The 21,788-nt window shown below is 44.7% G+C and carries 21 protein-coding genes; 5 read left to right on the plus strand and 16 right to left on the minus strand.

From position 1 onward, the window contains the following. Positions 1-1,038, minus strand: a complete 1,038-nt coding sequence (locus tag ACFS7Z_RS21880) for a GNAT family N-acetyltransferase (protein WP_377489557.1) — start codon at positions 1,036-1,038, stop codon at positions 1-3. Between the two features lie 524 nt (positions 1,039-1,562). Next, positions 1,563-2,315 (minus strand): hypothetical protein, encoded by a 753-nt coding sequence (locus ACFS7Z_RS21885; protein WP_377489560.1) that lies wholly within the window; start codon positions 2,313-2,315, stop codon positions 1,563-1,565. 747 nt (positions 2,316-3,062) lie between these two features. Between ACFS7Z_RS21885 and ACFS7Z_RS21890 the strand changes: the two genes are divergently transcribed. Both ACFS7Z_RS21890 and ACFS7Z_RS21895 read left to right on the plus strand, forming a co-directional pair. Continuing rightward, entirely contained in the window at positions 3,063-4,598 is a 1,536-nt protein-coding gene (locus ACFS7Z_RS21890) for an IS1182 family transposase (RefSeq protein ID WP_377489563.1), read from the plus strand. 97 nt (positions 4,599-4,695) lie between these two features. Next, a complete protein-coding gene (locus tag ACFS7Z_RS21895) occupies positions 4,696-5,388 on the plus strand; it encodes an outer membrane beta-barrel protein (RefSeq protein ID WP_377489727.1) in 693 nt (230 codons plus the stop codon). 114 nt (positions 5,389-5,502) lie between these two features. Here the strand turns inward: ACFS7Z_RS21895 and ACFS7Z_RS21900 are convergent, their stop codons facing one another. From ACFS7Z_RS21900 to ACFS7Z_RS21915, 4 genes are all read right to left on the minus strand, one after another. Beyond that, positions 5,503-6,156 carry a potassium channel family protein gene (locus ACFS7Z_RS21900; protein WP_377489566.1) on the minus strand — a complete coding sequence of 218 codons (654 nt, stop codon included), beginning with the start codon at positions 6,154-6,156 and terminating at the stop codon, positions 5,503-5,505. A gap of 116 nt (positions 6,157-6,272) precedes the next feature. Then, a complete protein-coding gene (locus ACFS7Z_RS21905) occupies positions 6,273-7,628 on the minus strand; it encodes a TrkH family potassium uptake protein (RefSeq protein WP_377489569.1) in 1,356 nt (451 codons plus the stop codon). 284 nt (positions 7,629-7,912) lie between these two features. Continuing rightward, entirely contained in the window at positions 7,913-8,074 is a 162-nt protein-coding gene (locus tag ACFS7Z_RS21910) for a hypothetical protein (protein WP_377489572.1), read from the minus strand. Positions 8,075-8,627: 553 nt separating this feature from the next. Beyond that, positions 8,628-8,753 (minus strand): hypothetical protein, encoded by a 126-nt coding sequence (locus ACFS7Z_RS21915; protein WP_377489575.1) that lies wholly within the window; start codon positions 8,751-8,753, stop codon positions 8,628-8,630. 504 nt (positions 8,754-9,257) lie between these two features. Here ACFS7Z_RS21915 and ACFS7Z_RS21920 point away from each other — a divergent pair. The 3 genes from ACFS7Z_RS21920 to ACFS7Z_RS21930 all read left to right on the plus strand — a co-directional run bounded on the left by ACFS7Z_RS21920 (position 9,258) and on the right by ACFS7Z_RS21930 (position 14,982). Continuing rightward, positions 9,258-13,445, plus strand: a complete 4,188-nt coding sequence (locus tag ACFS7Z_RS21920) for an ATP-binding protein (protein WP_377489578.1) — start codon at positions 9,258-9,260, stop codon at positions 13,443-13,445. 433 nt (positions 13,446-13,878) lie between these two features. Then, positions 13,879-14,310 carry a hypothetical protein gene (locus ACFS7Z_RS21925; RefSeq protein WP_377489581.1) on the plus strand — a complete coding sequence of 144 codons (432 nt, stop codon included), beginning with the start codon at positions 13,879-13,881 and terminating at the stop codon, positions 14,308-14,310. A 69-nt stretch (positions 14,311-14,379) separates the two neighbouring features. Continuing rightward, positions 14,380-14,982, plus strand: a complete 603-nt coding sequence (locus ACFS7Z_RS21930) for a c-type cytochrome (RefSeq protein WP_377489584.1) — start codon at positions 14,380-14,382, stop codon at positions 14,980-14,982. A 633-nt stretch (positions 14,983-15,615) separates the two neighbouring features. Here the strand turns inward: ACFS7Z_RS21930 and ACFS7Z_RS21935 are convergent. From ACFS7Z_RS21935 to ACFS7Z_RS21980, 10 genes are all read right to left on the minus strand, one after another. After that, positions 15,616-15,804, minus strand: a complete 189-nt coding sequence (locus ACFS7Z_RS21935; protein WP_377489587.1) for a hypothetical protein — start codon at positions 15,802-15,804, stop codon at positions 15,616-15,618. Positions 15,805-15,877: 73 nt separating this feature from the next. Then, a complete protein-coding gene (locus ACFS7Z_RS21940) occupies positions 15,878-16,189 on the minus strand; it encodes a hypothetical protein (protein ID WP_377489590.1) in 312 nt (103 codons plus the stop codon). 148 nt (positions 16,190-16,337) lie between these two features. Next, positions 16,338-17,489: a WD40/YVTN/BNR-like repeat-containing protein gene (locus tag ACFS7Z_RS21945; protein WP_377489593.1), complete on the minus strand. Its 1,152-nt coding sequence runs from the start codon at positions 17,487-17,489 to the stop codon at positions 16,338-16,340. 277 nt (positions 17,490-17,766) lie between these two features. Further along, a complete protein-coding gene (locus ACFS7Z_RS21950; protein ID WP_377489596.1) occupies positions 17,767-18,297 on the minus strand; it encodes a hypothetical protein in 531 nt (176 codons plus the stop codon). A 79-nt stretch (positions 18,298-18,376) separates the two neighbouring features. Continuing rightward, a complete protein-coding gene (locus tag ACFS7Z_RS21955) occupies positions 18,377-18,823 on the minus strand; it encodes a WapI family immunity protein (RefSeq protein ID WP_377489599.1) in 447 nt (148 codons plus the stop codon). A gap of 72 nt (positions 18,824-18,895) precedes the next feature. Continuing rightward, positions 18,896-19,522 (minus strand): WD40/YVTN/BNR-like repeat-containing protein, encoded by a 627-nt coding sequence (locus ACFS7Z_RS21960; protein WP_377489602.1) that lies wholly within the window; start codon positions 19,520-19,522, stop codon positions 18,896-18,898. An 84-nt stretch (positions 19,523-19,606) separates the two neighbouring features. Continuing rightward, positions 19,607-20,161: a hypothetical protein gene (locus ACFS7Z_RS21965; protein WP_377489605.1), complete on the minus strand. Its 555-nt coding sequence runs from the start codon at positions 20,159-20,161 to the stop codon at positions 19,607-19,609. Positions 20,162-20,202: 41 nt separating this feature from the next. Continuing rightward, positions 20,203-20,691 carry a hypothetical protein gene (locus tag ACFS7Z_RS21970; RefSeq protein WP_377489608.1) on the minus strand — a complete coding sequence of 163 codons (489 nt, stop codon included), beginning with the start codon at positions 20,689-20,691 and terminating at the stop codon, positions 20,203-20,205. Positions 20,692-20,745: 54 nt separating this feature from the next. Then, positions 20,746-21,207: a tetratricopeptide repeat protein gene (locus ACFS7Z_RS21975; RefSeq protein ID WP_377489611.1), complete on the minus strand. Its 462-nt coding sequence runs from the start codon at positions 21,205-21,207 to the stop codon at positions 20,746-20,748. A gap of 83 nt (positions 21,208-21,290) precedes the next feature. Continuing rightward, positions 21,291-21,653, minus strand: a complete 363-nt coding sequence (locus ACFS7Z_RS21980; RefSeq protein WP_377489614.1) for a hypothetical protein — start codon at positions 21,651-21,653, stop codon at positions 21,291-21,293. Positions 21,654-21,788: the final 135 nt, after the last annotated feature.

Below are 21,788 nucleotides of genomic sequence, written 5' to 3' on the forward strand. Positions count from 1 at the left end.
TTAAACCTTGTAAAAATTATCGTGACATACACTGCCCGCAGGCCACCTGCCCGACGACCTGAGATCAAAAACATATGCTTTTGATTTAAAGGCTATGTTAGGAACCCGGCTAAGTTGCGTCGCTAAAGAATTTCGGCTATCTATTCCGTAACTCAGAAAAGAATACCCCGTGACGTAAGCATCGTGCCGGGCTTGCTGTAGCAGTGCCAATGCCTGTTTGGTGTGCTGCGGCGTAAAAGCCAGGTACTTCACATAAAGCATTTTGAGTGGCTCCTTCTCCCGAGTAGTCCGGATGTAAGGCCAGAAAACCCGGATAACGGAAAGTAAAGCTTTCAGGTAAACCGGAATGCGCAGCACCACATTCTGCTTGTGCTGGTCCATATCGGCTACACTCAGGAACGCTACGAGTTGTTCCTGCTCATAAATCAACCAGGCCTTGTCGCCCGCTACGTTGTCTGTCGCATCAAAAACAGAAGCAAATTGGTACGACCGGTAGTAGGTATTTAATATTTCCAGTACCTGCGCTTCGTGCTGCTGCTCATAAGGTACCACCGCATAGGGTGATTTCTTGTATTTGCGTAATGGTAGAAACTGGTACACATTAAAATCAGCAGCTTTAAAAGGAGCCGGAATACCGGCCCTTCCTGCCACCAGCGTCTCCACCAGGTTATTTCCTTTCGCGGTAACGCACAGGTAGAAGTCGATGGGCAGAGTGCGCATATACTGGTACATGGCCCTGAGGAGCCTGTACGCCACCAGCATGTTGCGGTATGCAGGTGCAATTTTTAAATCGCACAGATACCCCGTTTGCTCCTCCGCCTCGTTGATGTAAGCCTGTTTAAGCACCAAGGCAAAGCACCCTACCACTTGGTTATCCACTTCCGCGACCAGCACTTTATGCCTGCCTTTCAGATGCAACAACGAAAAAAAGTCAGGTTGCCTATCTATCAGTAACCCGATAATCCCATCCATGGGGCAGGTACGTGTCAAGGCAAGCAAAGCTACATTGTCTTCTTTGGTAGCTTCCCGTATTAGCATTTGGTGGTTGTTTAAAGAAAAATACCCTTTTTACATTATTTAATGCAATACACTTTGTTTTCTTTAAGATATTTACTTTTACGACGATTACTTATTTTCATTATGCATTTTAACTGATATTTTTGTATTATTCTATAATATTTATTTTAATTTTTTATAAAAATGTTTATATATGCATAGTATAAAATTAAATTATGCAAAGAAGGGTAGATTAATTAAAATAAAGCAAATATTTAACAAAAATTCAAAAACAGGTTGAACATGGGCTCCCTCACACTTGTTTCATTTTACGCTAGCCTTTGTCAAATTAGAAGGACAGGGAATGTAGTCTAAGATGAAACATTTTGTTAGTAAGACTTTGCTCACCATGAATGCTTTAACAAAGGGTTAGCAACAACTGCATAACTTAAAGGCTTACTAATCTTTACTAAACTACAATAAGTAATATCAGATAATAAATTTAAATCGATATTATAATCACTTAATTGATTTAATTGCCACTAACGTCTTGGCTAAAAAGCGCTTTAGTGCTTTTTAGGTGTGGCTAGGGTAAGTTGTTTTCCTTCTCTTACTATTCCCTTGAACCCTCCCTTGGTATATACTGTAGAATTACGGTAGCTACCTACGTAATTTATTTCTCCGAAAACAGTATCACCAATCTCATATGATTCTTGGTTTAGGAACAGATAAAGGTTCAGTTCCTGTGGCACATACCACCAATGAACAAAATTCTCTGACTCTGTATAAGGCAGAGGTCTTAAATTATTTGGTGTGTAAATGGCATTGCCATCATCAACAACGTAAGGAGAAACTGTAAACTGATTATTTATAACTCTGACTCTCACGCCCTCTTCTCTGAATTTCATTCTTTCAAAGAATTTCAATTGCAGCGTGTCCCGAAACAGAAAGGCTTCAAAATGATTTCTCGTCTGAACACTTCTCAATTCAGTGTAATTTTTTTCTGGTAAGGCACCTGTAGAAATGATTTTTACGCTTGTAAGAGAGCTATCTTTCTTTGGTTCATGAATTATTACAGTATCATTTTCTAAAGAAATGTGGTCAGGAAATAAAGCCATGTTGCTAAATATCCGTTTCACTTTGAAGCCAGTGTACTTTTCATATCTTCTTTCTGGTAAATCATCTGGGAGCCCATCTCCGCCATGAGAAAATATAGGTTGTTCCTCGTTATCCAAGGACGCTATTGCCTTTTCAGATACCTTCTGCTCACAGCCCACCATCAAAAAAGTCAAGACTAATATAAGTTGTTTTTTATCCATTTCTATTGCCCCTAACTAGGAGATAAACGGAAGTCTATTCGGCTTATTTGTCGAAATCGACCGGTAACCGGAACCGGACTGCCGAATATACTTTATATCCCAGTCAATATAAACCACCCCGCAGACAATTCCCGCACCCCGTGAAAGAACCAAAAACCCTACCCCCTCCAGTTGGCTAAAATGGCTGTTTCGCTTATAACACTTCTTATGTAAAGCAGATAGTCATTTGCTATTGTTGAAGAGGGTGTTTATTGCCCCTCTCCTACAGCTAGATACTTATCCACAGCCATAAAATCTTTGTTGATAAGGTTCGATACTGAGGTCTACACGAAAGGCCCTCAGCAGCAGCTAAGGGCCTTTTTTCATTTGCTTCGGACACTATTCGGACACTAAAACCGCCACCTGTAGATTTTACACCTCTCGATTTAGCCAAATATTACTTCTTTTGAGGAGGTAAAGCTTCTGTTATTTGCCTTATTCTCTTTGGTGCCCTCCCCTACTATTTGCCTTTAGGTGAATCTATCTGTTAGCCTTAGACACACTGTTCATCATATCATGAAAGGTCTCTCAGCTACTCATCTCTTAAAACAAATCATTAGTTTGATTTGTAAGACGGCAAAATGAGACGCCATACAGGCTGCAGTGGCAGGTATCGCTGCAGGTTCCACGATCCCACCATTCCCACGTGGCTGTTGCACAACCGGCTGAAGATAGCCGTTAAAGGATAATGACCTATTGCTTGTAGTTATGCAGGGAAGGAAGAATTTCAGGGATGAGAAGGAGCTGCTCTTCTCGCTCTCGGCGCACGTTCCGGAGCACAACTTTTACCGTCGGCTCAAACAGCAGCTGGACCTGAGCTTCCTCACCGAGCTGACGCGGGGCTACTACGGTAAGTGTGGCCAGCAGAGCATTGACCCGGTGGTGTTCTTCAAGCTCTGCCTGGTGGGCTACCTGGAGAACATCACCTCTGATCGCCGGCTTATCGAGCACTGCAGCCTCCGCCTGGACCTTTTGTACTTTTTGGATTACCAGCTTGACGAGCCCCTGCCCTGGCACTCCACCGTATCCCGCACCCGCCAGCTTTACCCCGAGGCCCTGTTCGAGTCGCTCTTTGACAGGGTCTTCAGCCTTTGCGTGGAGAAGGGTATGGTCAGGGGCGACACACAGGCCGTAGACTCAGCGCCCGTGAAGGCCAACGCCTCCATGGACAGCCTGCTGCTAAAGCAGCCCCAGGAGTCCGTGCAACAGCAGGAGGCAGGCAAGCGCCACAGCAAACCGGCACAGCTTATCACAGCTCCCGCCCATCAGCTTAGGAAGCTGGAGAAGCATCAGGAGAATATCAGGGGCACATTCACCTCATTGGGTTCAACCCATGAAAAGGCACAGCTGGTCAGCAACAAGACACACTACGCCCCACATGACCCCGATGCCCGCATATCAGTAAAGCCGGGGAAGGCCAGGAAGCTCAACTATCACTGCAGCTTGGTGGTCGATACGGCCAAAGGTGTTATCTCCCATATCCGGGCAGACTTTGCCGACGGCAGGGACAGCCAGCACCTGCCTTCCCTCGTGATGCAGGTACAAAGAAGGCTGAGGGAGAATGGGCTGCTCATGCAGGAGTTGCTGGCTGATACCGGCTACTCCAACGGATCCAACTATTTCATGCTCGAGCAGCAGGGCATCACAGGCTGGATACCTGTGTTCGGGATGTACAAGCCCGAGATAGAGGGCTTTCCCTATGACAAAGGGAAGGACCGCTACATCTGCCCCAAGGGAAAGCCGCTCCCGTTCAAGGGCTTTGACCGCACCGCGGACGGCAGGCTGCTGAGGAACTACTGGGCAGCGCCTGGTGACTGCAGGCAGTGCGCGTCCAAACCTACGTGTGCACCAAAGGCTCGGTGTAGGAAAATCACCCGGACCGCCTATGACGAGCAGTACCTGAGGGCATATGCCCGGCAGCAAAGCAGGCGGGGCAAGCGCATGAAAAAGCTTCGCCAGAGCACGGTGGAGCCGGTCTTCGGGAGCCTGGTGCAGCACTATGGCCTGCGCAACATCAATGTGCTGGGAAAATCAGGTGCTCATAAGGTCATGCTCATGGCTGCCGTTGCCTTCAACATAAGAAAGTACATGAGGAACAGACCAAAGAAGTCTGTCAGCATGGCAACAGCAATGGAAAGGGAGCAGCGACATGCTCCTATCTTCAGCTATTGGCTTACGCCCACAATGAAAGAAAAGAGCATTGTATGCTTATTCCCAATAAAGGCTGCTTGGAAGTTATGCTAAAAGCTGAGTTGTGCAACAGCCACCCACGTATTTTGGAACACTAACAGATCATCTTTGATACTCCCTTTGGCTGGACGCGGGCATATTCCCCTCCCACATCGGATTTGAAAGTGTCGTCTCCGCCGACAACCCCACCCTTACCCGTTCCATTTTAGCCGAAAACTCCCCTTACCACCTGGCTGGCGCCAAGCTTTCGTGGGGCCCTAGCGAAAAGTGGGAGCTGGCGGCTCTGGTGCTCAACAGTTGGCAAAGGAACCAACGGGTACCCGGCAGTTCCCTGCCCAGCCGGGGCACCCAAGTCACCTATTCCCCCAGCCCTGCCACCACCCTCAACTGGAGCACCTTCATCGGGACGGATGATCCGGACCCGACCCGGCGAATGCGGTATTTCAACAATCTCTACGGGCAGTTCCAACTCTCCCCGAAGGTTTCCCTGATCACCGGGTTTGATGTCGGGGTGCAGCAGCAAGCGAAATGGAGTCCGGATCTTGACCTTTGGCTGAGTCCGGTGGCAATTGGGCGGTTGGCCCTCTCAAGGCGGAGGGCGGTGGCCTGCAGGGGAGAGTACTACCAGGACAAAAAGGGGGTGATCATCTCGACTGAATCTCCTTACGGGTTCAAGACCACCGGCGTCTCGGCCAACGTGGATTACACCCTCCAGGAAGGCGTGATGGTACGGTTGGAGGCCAGGCGCTTTACCAGCCCGGATCCCATCTTCGGTCGGCGGGCCAGACCGGTAGGGGACAATTTTTTCATCGTCGGTTCCATCGCCGTGAAGGTGGGGCCATGAACAGACATGGCATGGCCGGGAGGGAGGGCCGTCGGGGGGCGGCAGGTCAAAGGCAGAAATAGGGAACCCGGCAGGGGGCTGAGCCGGAAAGGCTAAGTTAACTCGGGGGATTACCTACCGGAGCTGCAATTTGGAGATTTCATCCGTTTTGCAAATTAGGGTCATCGCGGAATCGGGAGGAATAATGGTTTGGCCATTCGGCACCACCTGCAGTTCTTCTGAGATCAAGGGCCGGATCCCGATGATGTTAATCCCGTATTTATTCCGCAAGTCCAGTTCGATTAGGCTCTTCCCCACAAAATTCGCGGGAGTTTTCACCTCTATGATGCTATAGTCGTGGGCAATTGGGATGTTGAAGATCATGTTCGTCATGTCCAGCTTCTCCGCCAGACGTTTGGCGATATCCTTTTCCGGGAAAATCACCTCGTCCACGCCCAGGGCTTTTAGGATTTCCCCGTGATCCTCGCTTTTTGCTTTCGCCACCAGGTGCTTCACTCCAATGTTGCGAAGGTGGAGCGTCGTCAGAACGCTCATCTCGATGTCGTTGCCGGTGGCGATGATGACGGAGTCCACGTCTTTGTCAATGACCTGCGACAACAACTTCAGGTCTTTGGCATCGGCCACAATGGCCTCCGTCACTTGGTCCTTTATATATTCGATATTGCGCTTATCGTAGTCGATCGCCAGTACCTGGTTTCCGAGCCGATACAAGGATTTAGCCAAGTTAGAGCCAAATCTTCCCATGCCAATGACAACAAACTGCTTCATTATTCAATGAGTTAATAAGTGGATGAATGAGTGAATAAGAGTTAATCAAAAAGCGGCTTTTCCCGGACTATTATTCCCCTTTCCAAAACCCATCATTTCTAATATCTAATTTCTAATTATACAATCAGCACATCCCCTACCGGATATTGGAAGTCGGCTTTGTTTCGGTTGCGCAGCAGCGTGTACCCGACGATGAGCGGGCCTACACGGCCGATCAGCATGGAGGCCGTCAGCACCACCTTCCCGGCCCAGGACAGATCGTCAGTGATTCCTGCCGACATTCCCCCGTTGCCCAAGGCGGAAACGGATTCAAACAAAATAAACAGGGCCGGCAGGTCTTCGGTGATACTCAGGGCAAAAATGGCGAAGAAATTCCAGACAATGGCCATGAGCATGATGGAGAAGGCCCGCGCCACCCGCCGGGGATGAATCGAGCGCTTGAACAGGTGGACGTGCTTTCTATCGTTCAGGAAAGTGTAGAGCGCAATGAGCATAATGGCAAACACGGTCATTTTGATACCGCCTCCCGTACCGCTGGGAGCCGCCCCAATGAACATCAGCACAATGATCGCGTGCAGGGAGGGATCGCTGTAGCCGGCTATGTCCATGTTGTTATAACCAACTGTAGTGGCAGCGGCGGCGGCTTGAAAAAAAGCTGTGAGCAGGGTCTCTTTCCCAGGCCCTTGCTTGATATTCTCGACCAGGAAGAGAACAACCGTCCCGATGGCAATCATCGAAAACGAGATAACAAGCACCACCTTGCTATGAACGGAAAGCCGGTACCGGTCTTTTAGCCGGAAAAAATACTTGAGGCGCAAAGACACGTCGTGCAGCACATAAAAGCCACAGCAGCCCAGGTAGGAGGTAATGATGATGATGAAGACGAAAGGGACATTGTCGTTATACCGAATCAGACTGTCCGGGAAAAGTGAAAAACCAGCCGTACAGAAAGAGGATATGGAATGGAAAACCCCCAACCATAGGGCTTCCGGGAAAGGGAAATCCTGCAGGAAAATGAGGGTCAGCAGCACCGCCGCCACTCCTTCTATGATAAGGGTGTACTTAAAAACCTTTATAATAAAAAGATCCAAGTTCAGTTGGGCCGTGCTGATGGACTCTTTGATGATGATCTTGTTCACCATGGACAGCTTCTTGCCCAGAAACACCACCGCCAGCGCAAAAAAGAGCATGTACCCGATGTTGCCGATCTGAATTAGAAGGGCGACGACGGCCTGGCCGAACCCGGAAAAATAGCTCCCGGTGTCCACCACAATCAGGCCGGTGCCGGAAATGGAGGAAGTCGCCGTGAATATGGCGTCGACTAAAGAGAGCCCCACTCCTTCGGCACTCGAAATGGGCAGCATAAACAAACCGCTGCCAAGCATGATAAACACGATGTACCCGGTGAGGAGAACCTGCGCCGAAGAAAATTTCTCTGCAAAAAAAGAGGAAAGTCTTTTTAAATAAGCCATGCCGCAACGAAAGGCCCAGAGGGCAAGGCTGTTTTTCAGCCTATAGGGAGCAAATATACTAAAGGAAACTACTTTAGTACATTTTGCCGCTCATTTCTTTTCTCCCCAACTCCTTGGGCGTTACTGGATCAGCACCCTTTTCCATAGCCGTTTTTCTCCCGACTCCAAGCAAATAACATACAACCCTTTCGGCCAGCCCGAAATATCCAAAGTGGCTTCTTTCGAACCCAGCGACAGCAGGATAAGGGGGAAAAGCATAGGCTGGCTCAGGCTATTATCACCTTCTAGGAGGCCGGGCCTCGGGCAGACAGCTCTCCCCACCGAACCGTCAGCCTGCTCTGGGCGGGATTAGGAAAAACCTCCCAGCTTAGCTGCTCTGCCTCCGCCACACTCGTCAAGATGTCGGACAGACGGTGTATTTTGCGGCCCTCCCCGTGGCTAAGCACCGATTTTCTGGTTTTGGTCTTCCCCGAAGCCAGAAACCAGAAAACCGGCGTTGAGAAAAAAAGGGCATTTTCGGCTACGGTACCGTCCTGGCGCAGCCTCAGGGCCCAAATATTGCCCGAGACGTAGTCGGCTTAAATGTATTTACCCTGCAGGGCCGGAAGGCTACTCCCCCGGTACACGTACCCTCCCGTGATGAACCGGCCGATTCCGGCCGAATTGGCATAATCATAAACCGGCAGTACCAACACGGCCGTATTACAACTTGGCACCTTTCTTCCCTACCTCCTGATACCCCGGCGCTGTTGCTCCCGCTCCGGAGCCTGCTGATGCTGCTGCGTCTTCTCCACCTGCTGATATCCTGCCGGCGCTGGCTCACCTGCTGGGCTCATTTGTAGCTTGTCTACCGGTCGAACGCCTCCCCAAAGGCATGTGAAACACTTTGCCCGCATCGCCATGCCCGCTGCCCTTCCGGTTTAACATAAATAAGCTTATAAGCCTTGTAACAGCTTTTATGATAAACAGGCAGCCAGTTGGTATTGTAAAAAAGGGTATTTATTGCCACTCTCCTACCTGCAGATACTTATCCACAGCCACTAAATCTTTGTGGATATGGTTCGATAATTCACTCCTTCGGTCTACAATAAAGGCCCTCAGCAGCTGCTGAGGGCCTTTTTTCATTTGCTTCGGACACTATTCGGAAACTAATGTTACTGCTATTCCATTTACTCAGAAGATTTGCCTTTTAGCTGCCCATCAGAAGGAGCTACAGCAGCAGCTGTTTCGTCTCCATCACATGTTGCCCCTCACTTGCTATATTTCTTTAGGTAAACCTATCAATCAGCCTATGAAGACTCTATTCATAATACTAAGAACTTGTCACCTACTCATCACTTGACACAAATCAAACAATTTGCTGTTGCCCGTGTCCTTTTCAAACAAAGAGGCTAAGGAAACGCTAGAGAATTCATCACTCCTCAATCCGCTTACTCTGAAAATGGATATAAACAAAAATTTTGGGCTATCCATGACTTTTTCACTTCAACTAACATTTCAGGAGAGAGCAGCCTCCTTTTTTCAACGCCAATGAATGGGGGGTGCGTGACCCTTCAAAAAAAGAAATACTTACCTTATTTACATTTAGAAGATTTCCTTTAAATTATTGGCTCAAAAGATTGTGGAAGTATGCAGCCAAAGAAACTATTGTTAGAAAATGTGTGGAGACTATGTCTGTTGCTCGTCTTCTTCCAATGTCTAAATTCAGTATCCACTTTCGCGCAAGCTGTATTCCCTCAGCACAAAGCTTTAACAGACAACCATAGCGGACTACCCTTCATCAAAAACTTTAACCCAAAGGAATACCTTCACCTAACCTCCAGTTACGAGCATACAGCCATTATCCAGGACAACAGCGGAAGAATCCTGATCGGGAGTCACGGAGGCATACTGGTTTACAATGGCAGTGATTGGCAATTCAAAAAAGTGCCTGGCAAAAGCATTGTATGGTCTTTGGATAAAGATGCTACCGGCAGAATCTTCGTAGGGGCAACAGATAACCTGGGGTACTTAGCGACCGATGACAAAGGCCAGTCGCGCTTCGTGTCCCTCCTTCCGTACCTCCCCAAAAATATGCCGCCTTTAGGAGAGGTCTGGTCTTCTATCGTGACACCTGAGGGTGTGTTCTTTAAAACTAACCAGTACCTGATGCGCTGGCACAAGAACCGTTTTAAGGTATGGAAGGCAGAAACTGCATTAGGCTTTATAAACTGGCTAAATGGCAAACTATATATACAGTTGCATAACAAAGGGCTGTTTGAACTACATAATGACAAACTAAGGGAGTTTTCCGCAGATACCTTCTTTGTTCATAACCGTATTAATTTTATACACCCGCTCAAGAGCAACAACTGGCTGATGGGCATCAACAACAGCGTACTTTACCTTTTCGACGGTCAGTCTGTAACCCTTGTTAAGAGTCCTGCACAGGATTACTTAAAAAAAAATACCCTTTTTAACAGTAAGTTATTATCTGACGGGAACATAGCCTTAGCAACGCTTAAAGGAGGCGTGATCGTTGTTAATCAGAAGGGCCATATCGAAACTATTCTGAATAAGGAAAGTGGTTTGGCGACCAACACAGCTTACCTGTTGAGCACAGACAGACAGGGTGGGTTGTGGATCAGCATGGAGAAAGGATTTAGCCGGGTACATTATAAGTCTGCGCTTTCTTATTTCAACGAGCGCAATGGGCTAATCCGCCAGACCAACACCTTGCTACAACACAAGGGAATGCTATATGCAGGCACGACAGACGGCTTGTTCGTTCTGAATGAAAAAAGCTCCCTTAGCACCACTGCAAACTTCAGCAAAGTAGCTGGACCCAGTTTTAGTGTATGGGCCCTTCAATCTTATAACAAATCCTTGCTGATAGCGAGTGAACAAGGTCTACTTGAGCAGCACCAGGGAAAAATCACCTCCATTCCCATTTCTTCTGATCCATGGGATAATTATTGCCAGGACATCGAGCGGAGTAATATCGACTCATCTGTCATCTATGTTGCCTCCAAAGGACTGTATGCCTTTCAGCGTGTGGGCCAGGAGTGGAAGAAAACGAAGCTACTTCCCGACATAGAAGAGAACCTGTTTCAGGTAACTGAATCTCCAAATGGAGACATTTGGTTACCTCTTAAGTCTGGAATCACCCGCGTTCGGTTCCCGAAAAAACAAGCAGGTACTGCTTCAGGAGCTTATATACAAGGCGCCACCACGAGCCACTATGGAGGTGCAGCAGGTGTTCCGGCAGGAGCAACAAAGCTTTACATGGTTGGCGAGCAGCTGATTGCCCAGGTTGGTGAAACTGATTTAAGATTATATGCCTACTCAGAAGCCCTTGACAAGTTTGAGCCTGTACAGGATTTGGCTTCCAGGTTTGGATTGTTAGATGAGGTGGTGCTTCCGGCAATGGAGTATAGTAAGGAGGAGGAGGTCTGGCTGTGGACAAAAAAAGACCAGGAGCAAAGCTGGCAGTTAAAGCTTGTCCGAAAGCAACCTGGAGGTACCTATAAGGCACAGGCGTTTGACCTGAGCGGAACGACTACACCGCTCAGGCAATTTGCTTATGAACAGGAGCAAGAGGCTGTATGGTTTGGCGGGCTCGATGGCTTGGTTCGCCTGGACCGACAAAAAGCAACAGATACCGCAGAGCCCTTTCCTACCCTACTGGAGCGCATTATCTTACCAACTGATTCCGTTCTTTACGCTGGTGCAACTGCTCCTGCGCACTTGCCCTATCAGTATAACTCTCTTCGCTTTGAGGTGGCCGCTCCAAGTTACAATGGCTCCGAAGAAAACAGGTTTCAGTTTTGGCTTCAGGGATATGACGAGGACTGGTCTGCCTGGGCAAAAGAATCTTCTAAAGCATACGCTCACGTACCAGAGGGCACCTATAACTTACATGCAAGAAGTCTGAACGCAAAGGGGCAGGTAGGGGAAGAAGCAATCTATACCTTTACCATACAGCCCCCATGGTACCGCACTACCATCATGTACCTGTTTTACTTCTTAAGTGCAGGCGGTGCAGTGTTTGCACTTGTCCGTTGGCGCTCCGCCAGGCTAAAGTCTGAAAAAGAACAGCTGGAGAAACTTATAGAACTGCGTACGAAAGAAGTAGCTACAAAAAATGAGCAGTTGAGCCAGCAAGCCGATGCCCTTGCAGCCCAGACGGAGAAACTTCGGGAGCTGGACCAGGTAAAGTCACGCTTCTTTGCCAACATTTCCCACGAATTCAGGACACCCCTTACCATTATCCTCAACAACCTGCTTGATAGGCTATCCTATAAAGCTTCTGCTTCAGAGCAAACGGATGTACCTATACCTGTTTCGGACCTGAAGGTGATGTCACGTAATGCAAAGCGGCTTTTACAGCTCATCAACCAGCTCCTCGACTTGTCTAAGGTTGAATCCTGCCGCATGCTGCTCGAGCCACAGGATGGGGACCTAAAGCAATTGCTGCGCCTCGTACACGCCTCCTTTTCTTCCCTGGCAGACCACCAACACATCGAGTTCAGCTTAGTGCTTCCCGATGATGCCCTGCTGTGCCGCTTCGACGGGGACAAGGTGGAGAAAATCCTGTACAACCTGTTGTCCAATGCCTTCAAATTTACACCTGCCCATGGAACAGTACAGCTGAAGGTAACGCTACTTACAGATGCTGCACTACAACCTACACCATCCATGGTGCAGGTTGTAGTGCAGGACTCTGGTCATGGATTAGCCCCGGAACAATTGAGTAAAGTGTTTGACCGGTTTTACCAGGGAGAGCAACATTACCCTGATGCCCAGGGAACGGGTATCGGTTTAGCACTCGCTAAAGAACTGGTAGCTTTACACCAGGGCCAGCTGTGGGCTGAAAGTCATCCTGGTAAAGGCGCAGCCTTTATCCTGCAACTACCTTTTATCCCTGTATCAGTTGATCATATACCTGCTTCAGGTAACGTAACTGCAAAACAAAGCTTAGATGTTATTCCGGATGATGTTCTGCCGCCGGAGCTCACACAGCTTCCGATTGATAGTGTTTCTGTAGCTGCCCCGCATCAGGAAGAAGCGCCCCTTTTACTTATTGTGGAAGATAACAGTGACTTACGCAGCTACATGCGCAGGTCTCTGGAAGGAAGTTACCGCGTACTGGAAAGCATAAATGGAGCTGAGGGACTGGCAACAGCGAGGGAAGTGATGCCTGACCTCATCATCTCTGACTGGATGATGCCCGAGATGGATGGGCTTATACTGTGCGGGCAGCTAAAAAATGACGTTCGCACCAGCCATATCCCCATCATCCTACTGACAGCACTGGCCTCTACTGATGCAAAACTAACTGGTTTGGAAACAGGGGCCGATGAGTATTTGACAAAGCCATTCGATTCAACGGAACTGCAGCGTCGCATTCAGAATCTCCTTGAAAACCGGCGCAGGCTTCGCGAGCACTTTAGCAAGCAAATACACCTGGAGCCAACCAAAATTATAGTTGCCTCTGTAGACGAGAAGTTTCTGCGCCAGGTAATGCAAGTGGTGGAGGAACACTTGGGTGACGCTGACTTCAGTGTAGACGAGTTTAGCCGGGAAATTGGCTTGAGCAGAGTGCACCTGCACCGTAAGCTTAAGGCCCTTACGGGGCAGTCGCCAAGCGATTTTATTCGGGTGATGCGCTTAAAGCAAGCTGCAAACCTGCTGGATGCTCGTGCCGGGAACGTTGCCGAAATAGCCTACCAGGTAGGTTTCAATAACCTATCCTATTTCTCTAAGTGTTTCCGGGCTCAGTTTGGTGTACTTCCAAATGAGTATGCCTCGCAGCAGTCAGCACCTCTCACAGGCTGACAGCTTTAGCGTTCGGTTTGATTTCTTATAGTACAACTCCTCTTTTTCTGTACCTCCGCCTGAAGCGGCACCTTAGGCTGATCTACTTTTCCTGTCTCTACAGTAAGCCGACTATTTTTGCTTTCCCTGAAAATGCTCCCCCTACAGAGCACATACAGTTCCTGCTGTTACCATCGTGTCACAAAATGTAATGGGGTTAATAATGCTTAAAATCGTTTAACACAGCATTTTTAGCTGTGTTACCTCCGTGTCATAAGTTGTAACGAGAGTGTTAGACACAGCGGGGCTTGCTGCTGTACTTTTGCCATGCCTCCTTTACAGAGATCATCAATCTCAGTATTGGTTGCTGGTAAGTAGCCCTTTGGCCTCCCCAACTAGAATGCTTTTAGCTATACAAAACCACATTTAATTTTTACATCTAAATTCAATAACCATGCAGTTAAAATCGCCTTATTCAAAATGGACACAGATAGCAGGTTTACTCTTGATTGGAGGCGCTATCGCCTGGATAATCAAATTTAGTGTCATTGTTGCCACCAATGGGCAAGTTATAAATACCGGTGCAGCAGCATTGTTTATGAAAATAGGTCTGCTGATGCTGGGGATTGGCTCTACAGGCATCGGTTACCGCCTGAGTCTTCATCGAAGCCTTTTGCTACGCACAGCCGCTATTATGCTATCGCCTGTTGTTGTGTTTGCCTCATTTCTTCTGCTTGCTAAGATCATAGGTCCTTTGTTCAATACTCTATTGAGTAACAGTAATGTGTGGTATGCACAGCAGGAGGCTCCCATTGCACTTGCAGTTGTATTTTACCTTTCTATCGGCTGTCTGCTGTTCAGAAGCTACAAGCCCATTACGACATAAGCCTTTTCATCAGCAATAAGAGAATATTCCATCAACATCAACTTTTTTCCATCACTAAAACCAATTAACATGCTTCGTACCATATTGAAATGGACAGGTCTTATCTTATTACTCCTCATCGTTGGGGTAACCTTCGGCACTTTGTCTCGCCAACACTTAACCTACGATGCTCCTTATCCAGACATTAGAGCGTCAACCGATCCGGCTGTTATTGAGAAGGGAAAACACATCACGCTGGTCACAAAGGGATGTGTTCACTGTCACAGCCCGAACAACAACGTAAGTCTGCTGCTTCAGAAAGGGGAAGAGCCCTCTTTAGCTGGAGCCAAAAGGGTTGAGACGCCCTTCGGAACTTTCTATACCCCCAACATTACGCCAGATGCAAAAACAGGTATTGGTAGTTTGACAGATGCTGAACTTGCACGTGTGCTTCGCTATGGCATTAAAAGTAACGGAGAAGCCGTGCTGCCATTTATGCAGGGACAAGACATGAGTGACGAAGACATGACGGCAGTTATCTCCTACCTGCGTTCTTTGAAACCTGTGGAAAACAAAGTACCTGAAAATGAGTTCAACTTTGTTGGCATGTTTGCAAAAGCCTTTGTGCTAAAGCCCTCTGTTCCAGAGAACCCTGTAAGTGTTGCAAAGAATGAAAAGGCAAAGCTGAATTAGCAAGAATAAAGACAGCTCAACTCAGAGTTGAATTGATTAACAGAAAGGGTTTAGCAGGATGCAAGCCCTAGTCTAATGCTGTAAAGCAGTGTAAGATTGCCTGTACCGCTTTACCTCTTTGTAGCTATCATGCGCAAGAGCCGCCTAATTGGCTACTTAAATGTAAGATTTTCTCCAATCTAGGGACGGAATCAGGCCTCTCGCTCAGCTATGACATCATCACAAAGGTGCATGGCGGAGAGCTAAGCGGGGCCCCTGAGGAAGGGGGAATGGATGGATTTCAAAGCTAACAGTAGCCTCAAATGAGGGAGAATGGTCTGAGTTTACCGTTTCGCTTCCGTACATACCTATACTCTAAGAACTGCTACCTCTACCGCCCCTCCCCCTCTTGCAGATACTTTTCCATAGCCATAAAATCTTTGTTGATAAGGTTCGATACTGAGGTCTACCAAGAGGGAAAAGTCAGTTTCACAGCTGCTTTTCCCTCTTTCTTTATGCCCCATTTTCTGAGAAAACTCGCTGGCAAGGCCGAAAAAGGAGTTCACCCTTAGGATTTGATAAGCCTCGTTTTCCCAGCTATAAGCTACCCCTTCCGGGAACACCGGTGCCTGAAGTCTTTTCCGTTTCGAGGCATCAGCTACTCCATGTGGATGAGAAGTTTAGCATCACTTTAAGCCCATTCTTAAGCAGCATTCTGTGGTTCGATAAAGGACCAGAGAGCTTTTCCAGGTTCACCTGTATTTCCCGCATCTCTGCTTTCAGCTCTGCGCTGAATTTAGAGAATCTTGCTCTGTCAAATTCACCGTAGGCGTAGCCGAACATGGCTTATATACATTGTTACCTGAAGTTATTCTTTCTCTTTTTTGACTTTGCTGTGAGGATGAACACACTATCCTCAGTTCAGGTAAAATGGCTCTTTATACTTTGAGAAGTTGAATGGACTGGCTACTACCTCATATGAACTGCTGTCCACTCCTAATACTTTAAACATGTTGTACTTCGAGCCTACCTCATCTTCTATACTCTTGATTTTGCCTTTAAGTAAAGGATCTGTGTATAGAGTTGAGCTGTCGACTCTTTCTTTTAATTGAACACTAAAAGCATAAAGAGGGTCAGGATCAACCAAGCCAACTCTTTCTTCAGGTTCATTTGAGCAAGAACAGATGATGAAACTGTGAAAGAGACTCGAAACATAGTTGAATTTCATACTTTTAAATACAGGTAACGATACGCATATGAGTAGTGGAGGATTTCCGAAGCAAGTCATTCTCCCAAGAGGTAAAAACTACAATAGAATTAATGCGCTTGGAAAACCTATAAACCCCGCCATTACTTATATGCACTGTTATAATGCGTTATTTCTTTGAATATCTATAAATTTGACCACGATTCCCTAAGGCAAACCCTGTGTTGGGGGTTGGAAAACAAACGTCATTCAATTGTTTTTCACCTTTATCTAATATTAAGTCAAAATTTACACCTCCATTTTTTGATAAGTAAATTCTACCATAATAGAAATTAGTTGTAATAATTTCACCAGTACTAAATCCAAATATTTGGCTATCAGGACCAATGTCAGGTGTATTAGGCATTTGTGGTTGTATTTGTTCCCAGTTCTTTCCGCCATCGCCAGTTTTAAGAATGTCCTGTGTAGTGAGATAATATCCCATATCTTCATTAAGAAAAGAGGCATCGATTGAAAATTCGTTCATTTGCCTTATCAGGTTCCAGTTTGCTCCTCTATCTGTTGTTTTATAGATTTTCCCTTGTCTGCTGATGAGAAAACCTGTTTTATTGTCTGCCAATATTCTTACTCTATGAGAAAAAAAGTTAGGTTTTGAATTATCGGCGTTGTTAGAAATAAAGTTCCAGCTTAAACCTCCATCCTGCGTTTGGATAAGCATATAATGATTACTATTATCTTTAATTTGAACAAAACCTTCCATTTTATTAAAAAACCGAATTTTGTAATCGGGATTAAGAACTACCCTACCATTGCCAGGGAAAATAAAGCTTGCCAGAACTTTCGTCCAAACCTTACCACCATCAGTAGTTCTAAATATTCCTTCGTATTCTGTAGTTACAAATCCATAATTTTCATCAAGAAAGAAAATGTCAGTAATTTGTGAAGCAAAAGGGGTAGATATACTGGTCCAGGTATTTCCTGCATTGGTTGTTTTAAAAAAAGAAGGTTTATGATTTCTTGATAAAACAATTTTTGCCTGGTATGAATAATATTGATTTGTATCAATTATAATTGTTGGTGAACCGAGAAGGTCCATATAATTCAGGTTTTGTTTTATACTTTCTTTTAAAGAATCAATCGAAGGCACACTTGCTACGAAACCAGTTTGATCATCAATAAAAAAAGCTTTTGTCAAGTTGGCGTCAGTTCCAATATTTAATTGTTTCCAGTTTTCATTTAAATGAACTTTTATATCGGCATTATCTTTCTCACAACTTTGAATAAAAATCATCAACGTGAGAATTAGAATTATTTTTTTCATTTTCTATAATTTTTTATCAAAATTATTATTTAAGCAATCTGTTTTATAATGTCGGGTTTATAATCTTGACTAACGTCAAATTTTATTATTGAATCTCAGCTATTTGCAGTTTATTAAAAATCATTATTTCCGATCCACTCCGTCGCTTTCACTTTGACGTTAGCAAGAGAATTTAATCTCGCTTGCCTGTTGTGGAGAATTCATTATAACGTTTTGTACAGGCTATGAACGAGGCGCAGCCGAGAATAGAGCCTGTGCCGTGTTGTGAGGAGAAATGTTAATTTTTAACTGCAGCAAAATGTTGCGATAATTTGTTTGACAGTTCTTCTGCTAATGGCTTTATTGCTTCATCATTTTTATCTATTGAAATAGAGATAACTGTTGCAATATTATGCTTTACCTTAGGTGCTAAAAAGTTAACCTGTTTAAATATAATTCTATTGCAAAGCGGTATATCATTTTCTTTACCGCCTAAATAGACATACGCAGGCTTTGCCAACGACATGAATAACATTAAACTGCTACTTTCCTCTTCAGTTGTTTTAAAATCTTCCAAACGCACTGTATTACAGTGGATTCCACTTGTCTTCAGGTGACGGGATAGCTCCTCGATAATGGTCTCAAAAGCCCGATAGCTCTCCTCGTTTCCTAAACTATCGATAACAAAGACAACGTTTTTAGTTGGTATCTGATGTTTCCCTTTCCAAGGCTTGATATAGAATGTTTCTTGTGAAAAAGCAGGATGAGTAGTAAAAGTCAAGCCGATAACTAATACTAATAAGACAAGTAAGTTTTTTAAAAATTTCATATGTTTTTTTCTCACAACGGCCGCGTGCTTAAGATGCCGACGCGTTAGCAAGGTAACTTAAACATTGTGTTGTACTTCGTTATTTTTTTATTCCTTTCATGTCACCGTACTTCAAAACAAGCGGCTTTAGTTCTTCAAGAGTAGAGCTTATGAAAGATTGGTCAGAGTTAAATTCGAATATTAGCTCATTATTAAACTCATCTAACTCATTAAATCTTCCTTGAACTTTCACATGCCCCAAGTCATCATACTTAGCAGTGAAATCTAAATTATCTTCATAGTTGACAAAATTCACATTGCCTTTCAGCTCACTGTTACAGGCTTTCAGCTTTTTGTAGAACTCATACATCTCTCCAGTTGATGTCCAGAAGATTGACTTAACTGTAAAGCTTCCAGACTTTATTTCAAAAGTAGCTCTAAACTCATATCCACCCCAATGACAGGTGGATTCAGGAAAGCCATAGACTTCTTGAAAGGAGATTTTTATGTAGTTCCTGTTATCTCCTCTGATTGAGAATTCTTCCATGCTTTTAATGAAGTACAACGGTTTTGCTAAAAAATGCTTTAGTAATTTTTAGCGCTTGTTGACAGAGGTAATTTACTTTTTCATATAATAAAGTACAGCCGCATTTGAGATTGCGGTAAAGCTTTGTCCATCCCACTCTGAGCCACTAGTACCTAAGTATAACCTGTCGGTGTTGTCCAAATACATGGAATATACATTGCGTTTATGAGGAAAAATATTTTCCCAATTCGTGCCCCTATCGGAGGACCTCATAATTAAACTAGGGGTGCCCAACTCTCCGTTATTCAAGGCCACATGATGGTAGATAATACCTTTTGAATCGTATACTTCCCTGTTATGAAATGGGGAGTAAGTTTTGTCCGAATCGTGCCAGGTTTCTCCTCCATCCCTTGAAGAGTAGTTCTTGATATTTGTTACTGCAGTAATCACATCACCATCTTTTATCAAATTAGTTATTGGGGTATCAACTCTCAAAACCTCCTTACTGGTTTTTCCATTATCAGTAACCTTTATAACACCCCTGAGCGTGCCCAAAAGCAAACCATCTTCTAAAGACCCATGAATGCTGTAAATGGGGCCTTGGTCTGCGAATTCAATCTTCTCCCATTGAACCTGAGGAGTAATATCGTCATCAGACTCACATGACTGGAGGGCTAGCAACAGTAAGAGGAGTGAGTAAAGCTTTGCTATTCTTTTCATAGATCTAAATTTTATTTTATTACTGTCAACGTGCTGGGCTATGGTGCGTTTATGCACTATAGGTTTTGTTGGTGGAAGAAATTTTTATTCTATTTCTGACCACTCTTGAATTTCATACTTTCCTGTCTTAGCATTTATTTTTAATGCCTTTCCACCTGCTTCGTATGGGTCCCATGTTTCATTTGCATAAGAGTAGATGTTCCAAGAAATATCGTAAATCATATCTTCTAATTTGACTTCCCACCCTTTTATTCCTTTTTCGAAGGATAAATTCTGGGCAAGATTAGTAGCATAATCTTTATTCCAGAACAAGTTCTTTGTTTGTTGGCCTTTATAGTAGTTGCTAATATCTTCTTTGGTAATCTTTGTATTGAACTTGCTCTCCACTTTATCACCATCTAAAAATATAACAACCAAGTTCTTATTATTTTCTGTTCTTCCTTTGAGCTCAAAGGTTACTAAATCAAGTGGACCTTCATAAATTCCAGCAAAGGCGAGTTTATCTCTTACCACCTTCTCTCCAAGCCTTTTCTTTAGAAACTCTTCAGCAATTTCTATTTTAAGAGAATCGCCAGGTAAGGCTTGTGCTAAACAAACACTGGTACAAAAGAGCAATATGATAGTGAACAATTTATTCATTCTTTTTACCACCAACGGCTTGGCTATGGTGCGTTTATGCACTATAGGTTTGGTTGGGCTAAGCTTTTCTTATAGATTTTCTTCTCTGTGAACAGAAGAGAAGGTTGACTTTGTCTTTCAATAAATTCGGACTGGTCTAACGTAACTAACCTATCTGCTTGCAGTTTCATGATGTCAAAATTAATATAAGGTCTTCTGAAGGTACCGCTACTTAAATTGACTGTATCAGGAACAAGCGTTACAGTCGTTAAGCCTCTGTTTGGGTTGCTTGAGATGAAGTATTTACCCTTGTACTTGCCACCTACATCTGTTTGCCACCATTCGTAAAGGAAGTCTTCATTATTGAAAAAGGTTAAGGTAATAGAAGTACCTCTCTTCTGAAGTCCATGTCTTACAGTTAAAATGCTATCCAGTTCCCATGTCCCTACTAACTGCTCTTGAACTACCTGAAATTCAGTCTTCGGCTCTGAGCAACTATATAAAACATATACAGCGAGTAAGAAAGCAATATAGACTTTTAACTTTATCATTATAAGTTTGGCCCAACGGCTGGGCTATGGTGCGTTTATGCACTATAGGCGTTGTTAGCTATCACTCTTTTTTTTAGCCTTCAAAAGTTCTTCCTCTGCTAGCTCCATAAGTCCCTTATTGTCTACTGTCGGATTCAGTTCATAACCCTTTTTGAGATAGTAGAGAGCTTTCTCGTGGTTCTGAAATGCAATCATGTAAATGAGTCCCAAGTTATGATAGCAGTCGGCAAGTCTATACCCAAGCTTTGCTACCCTATGGTAATCTTTTGCTGCACTTTCAAAATCATCCAATTTTGCCTTTGAAAATGCCCTTCTGTACAATGCTTCAGCATTTAGTGAATCAATTTCTAAAACTGTAGTGTATTTTTCAGCTGCAAGTTTGAAGTTGTCACTCTCATAAGCTTTGTCTGCTTGAGAAAGTGCAGTTGTATATGTTTCATCGGTTTTTGAGCCTGATATACTCTGCTTGTTACAGCTTAGCAGCAAGAATACCACTGCTGATAAAATATATTTCATTCTTTAGAGTGTTTGCTAACGGTTAGTACATAAAGCGAACGAGGCGTAGCCGAAGTTTGGCTTATGTACATTGTTACCTGAAGCTATTCTTTCTTTTTTATTGACTTTGCTGTAAGTATATACACACTATCCTCAGTTATCAGGTAAAACGGCTCTCTATTCTTTGAGAAGTTGAGTGGGCTGGCTACTATTTTATATGAGTTGCTGTCCACTCTTAATACTTTAAACATGTTATACTTAGAGCCTACTTCATCTTCCACACTCATAATTTTTTCTTTAAGTAAGGAATCTGTGTATACAGTTGAGCTATCTATTCTTTCTTTTAAAAGAACACCAAAAGCATAAAGAGGGTCAGTGTCAATTAAGCCACTTCTTTCTTCTGGTTCATCTGAGCATGAACAGAGGATGCAACTGAAAACGATAATTGAAGCAAAGTTAAGTTTCATACTTTCAGTTACAGGTAACTACCGGATATGCGGAAACATACGGTTATTGGGCCTATGTGCGAAGGTGCCTACGCCTACTCTACTTTCTCTTTTTCTTCCTTCTGGCTTCATTCTAGTACTCATAGTAAAATATAG

The organism is Pontibacter toksunensis, assembly GCF_042686245.1.
Classification (GTDB): domain Bacteria; phylum Bacteroidota; class Bacteroidia; order Cytophagales; family Hymenobacteraceae; genus Pontibacter; species Pontibacter toksunensis.